This window comes from uncultured Allobosea sp. (assembly GCF_945956895.1).
Lineage (GTDB): Bacteria > Pseudomonadota > Alphaproteobacteria > Rhizobiales > Beijerinckiaceae > Allobosea.
Window position 1 is genome coordinate 1 of sequence record NZ_CAMFJF010000138.1, and the last position, 4,194, is coordinate 4,194.

The window sequence follows — 4,194 nt, forward strand, 5'->3', positions numbered from 1 at the left end:
GATCATCCAGAACCTCAGCGAGGACCTCGCTTGGACTTGTCCCGGCATCGCGGCGATCAGATATCGACCGTCGCGTTCAACGCGTTGGTCTGGATGAACTCGCGCCGCGGCTCGACCACATCGCCCATCAGCTTGACGAAGAGATCGTCGGCCTCGTCGTTCTGGTCGTTCTTGACGCGCAGCAGCGAGCGCACGTCGCGGTCGAGCGTCGTCTCCCAGAGCTGATCGGGGTTCATCTCGCCGAGGCCTTTGTAGCGCTGCAGCGAGACGCCCTTCTTGCCGATGGTCGAGACTGCCTCGAACAGGTCGCTCGGGCCGTTGACGGTGAAGTCGTCGCCCTTGCGCGCGAGCACGCCGGGCTTGGCATAGGCTTCCTGCAAGGAGGCCGCTGCCGCGTGGAGCTTGCGGGCCTCGGTGCTGGCGAGCAGGCCGGCATCGATCGTCGCAGCCTGCTTCACGCCGCGGATCATCCGCGAGAACACGAAGCCGCCTTCGCTGACCTTGCCCTCCCAGCCGCGCTCCAGATCGTCCGAGATCGCATCGAGCCGGCGCGCGATCGTGGCCGCCGCTTCATTCGCGCTGGCCTCGTCATCCTCGCTGATCGGGTGCAGCGCGCCGGCAATCGCCATCTGCTCGACGACGCGGCGGTCATAGCGCGAATGCAGCTGCGCCAGCGCGTTGCGGACGTTGCGGGCTTCCTCGATCAGGGCGCGAAGATCCGCGCCGCCGCGCTCGACGCCTTCGCTGGTGCGGAAGGTCGCGCCGTCCACCGTCGAGTCGACCAGATACTCCTCCAGAGCCCGCTCGTCCTTGAGATAGACATGGCTCTTGCCGCGCGCCGCCTTGTAGAGCGGCGGCTGGGCGATGAAGAGATGGCCTGCATCGATCAGCTCCGGCATTTGCCGGTAGAAGAACGTCAGCAAAAGCGTCCGGATATGGGCGCCGTCGACGTCGGCGTCGGTCATGATGATGATCTTGTGGTAGCGCAGCTTCGCCAGGTTGAAGCCGCCCTGATCGGCTTCGGCGCGGCCGATGCCGGCGCCGAGCGCCGTGATCAGCGTGCCGACCTGATCCGACGAGAGCATCTTGTCGAAGCGCGCGCGTTCGACGTTGAGAATCTTGCCGCGCAGCGGCAGCACGGCCTGGTATTCGCGGGCGCGGCCCTGCTTGGCGGAGCCGCCGGCCGAGTCACCCTCGACGATGAAGAGTTCGGACTTGGCGGGGTCGCGCTCCTGGCAATCCGCGAGCTTGCCCGGGAGTGACGCGATATCGAGCGCGCCCTTGCGGCGGGTGAGGTCGCGCGCCTTGCGGGCGGCCTCGCGCGCGGCGGCGGCTTCCGCCACCTTGCCGACGATGGTCTTGGCCTCGCCCGGATGCTCTTCCAGCCACTCCGACAGCGCCTGATTGACGACGTTCTCGACGACCGGGCGGACCTCCGACGAGACCAGCTTGTCCTTGGTCTGCGACGAGAATTTCGGATCGGGCACCTTGACCGAGACGATCGCGGTCAGGCCTTCGCGGCAATCGTCGCCGGTGAGCGAGACCTTCTCCTTCTTGGAGATGCCGGAGCTTTCGGCATAGCCGGTGATCTGGCGCGTCAGCGCGGCGCGGAAGCCGGCGAGATGCGTGCCGCCGTCGCGCTGCGGGATGTTGTTGGTGAAGCAGAGCACGTTCTCGTGGTAGCTGTCGTTCCACCACAGCGCGACATCGACGGTGATGCCGTCCTTCTCCGAGGTCAGCATGATCGGCTTCTCGATCACGGAGGACTTGGCGCGGTCGAGATAGCGCACGAAGGCTTCGACGCCGCCATCATACATCAGCTCCTCGCGCACCACCTCGGCATGGCGCGCATCGGTCAGGACGATGCGCACGCCCGAGTTGAGGAAGGCGAGCTCGCGCAGGCGGTGCTCCAGCGTCTTGTAGTCGAACTCCACCATGGTGAAGGTCTCCTGCGAGGGCAGGAAGGTCACCTCGGTGCCGCGCTTGTCGCCCTGCGGGCCGACGACGGCGAGCGGCGCGACCGCATCGCCATGGCGGAATTCCATGAAATGCTCATGGCCGCCGCGCCAGATGCGCAGCTTGAGCGAGACCGAGAGCGCGTTGACGACGGAGACGCCGACGCCGTGCAGGCCGCCCGAGACCTTGTAGGAGTTCTGGTCGAACTTACCGCCGGCATGGAGCTGGGTCATGATGACCTCGGCTGCCGAGATGCCTTCCTCGCTGTGGATATCGGTGGGGATGCCGCGCCCGTTATCGCTGACCGTGACCGATCCGTCGGCATTCAGCGTCACCGTGACGAGGTCGGCATGGCCGGCCAGCGCCTCGTCGATCGCGTTGTCGACGACCTCGTAGACCATGTGATGCAGGCCGGAGCCGTCATCGGTGTCGCCGATATACATGCCGGGCCGCTTGCGCACCGCGTCCAGGCCCTTGAGAACCTTGATGGAATCGGCGCCGTAGTCGTCGGGCTGGGCGCTGAGGGCGGCGTCGGTCATGAAGTGGTTCCTGAGCGGGCGAGCGAGCGCCCGCGATGATCCTGATTCGAAACGACAATATAGGGTGAGACGATGGCTTTTTCACGCGCCTACGCGTGCGTGCGCGTGGGAGGTGGTTTCGTCCCCGAAATTGTACAATGGAAACACGCGGTCATCCCGGGCGACCGAAGGGAGACCCGGGATCCATTCCGGAGCGCTGCCGGTAGAGGTTCAGGCATGGATCCCGGCTCTTCGCTGCGCTCCGGCCGGGATGACGTCGAGGTGGGTAAAGAACGCGCTCCTACCCCCGGAATTCCGAGATCGCCTCGATGAAGGCCTCGCCATATTGCGCGAGCTTGCGCTCGCCGACGCCTTCGATCATCCGCATCTCGTCGAGCCCCAGCGGCCGCTCGCGCGCCATCGCGATCAGGGTCCGATCGGTGAAGATGATATAGGCCGCGACGCCCTCCTCGCGGGCGATCTGGAGCCTGAGCTTGCGCAGGTGCTCGAACAGGCCGGCCGTGCCCTCGTCGAGCCCGTCGGCGCGGGCCGCATCGCGCTCGGAGCGGCGGGAACGGCGCTCGGCGAAGGGATCGACCCGGAGCGCGATCTCCTCGCGCCCGAACAGGATGTCCTCGCCCTTCGGCGTCAGGCAGAAGCCGCCATGCTCGACGCTGGCCTCGGCCAGCGCGCCGGCCGCAAAGAGCTTGCGCGTCAGCCCCATCCAGGCGGCCTTGGGCTTGTCGGCGCCGACGCCGAAGGTCTTCAGGCCGTCATGGTTCTGGCGGCGGATGACCTCGGTCGTCGTTCCCGTGAGGATATCGGCGAGATGGCCGGCGCCGAAGCGCTCGCCGGAGCGGATCACCGCCGAAAGCAGTTTTCGCGCATCGAGCGTGGCGTCCTGCAGGGCCGGAGCCTCCGCACCGCAGAGATCGCAGCGGAACGGCGCGTCGCCATGCCGGCAGGGCGGCGTCTCCTCGCCGAAATAGGCGAGCAGCGCGCTGCGCCGGCACAAGGCGTTCTCGCAAAGGTCGATCATCGCGTTGAGGCGCTTGTGCTCGATCCGCCGGCGCTCGTCGTCGATCTGTTTCTCGTCGATCTGGCGGCGCCTGAGTGCCATGTCGTCGACGCCGTAGAGCGTCAGCGTATCCGCCGGCAAACCGTCGCGTCCAGCGCGGCCGATCTCCTGGTAATAGCCCTCGATCGAGCCGGGCATGTCGGCATGGACGACGAAGCGCACATCCGGCTTGTTGATTCCCATGCCGAAGGCGATGGTGGCGCAGACGACGACGCCGTCCTCCTGCAGGAAGATATCCTGGTTGCGGTTGCGCTGCGTCTGCTCGAGGCCGGCATGATAGGGCAGGGCGTTCCAGCCCTTTTCGCTGAGCGCGGTGGCAAGGCGCTCGGTCTTGCTGCGCGAGGAGCAGTAGACGATGCCGGAGCCGTTGCGGTGCCGGCGCAGGAAATCGTCGATCTGCCGGCGCGGCTGCTCCTTCGGCGCGAAGGCGAGCTTCAGGTTCGGCCGGTCGAAGGAATGCACCACCATCCGCGGCGGCTGCGGAAAGAGCTGCTGGGCGATATCGGCCTGGGTCTGCCGGTCGGCGGTTGCGGTCAGCGCGGTGACGGGCACGCCGCCCAAGGCCTCGCGCGTCTTGGCGAGCAGGCGGTATTCCGGGCGGAAATCATGGCCCCATTGCGAGACGCAATGCGCCTCGTCGAT

At 66.8% G+C, this 4,194-nt stretch carries 2 protein-coding genes; both read right to left on the reverse strand.

The window, feature by feature from the left end; translation table 11 throughout:
- Positions 1 to 56 precede the first annotated feature (56 nt).
- Entirely contained in the window at positions 57 to 2,495 is a 2,439-nt protein-coding gene (gyrB, locus tag Q0Q02_RS23365) for a DNA topoisomerase (ATP-hydrolyzing) subunit B (RefSeq protein ID WP_293813172.1), read from the reverse strand.
- Positions 2,496 to 2,775: 280 nt separating this feature from the next.
- Positions 2,776 to 4,194: RecQ family ATP-dependent DNA helicase (locus Q0Q02_RS23370; protein WP_293813173.1), on the reverse strand; the 1,419-nt coding region annotated here is incomplete at its 5' end.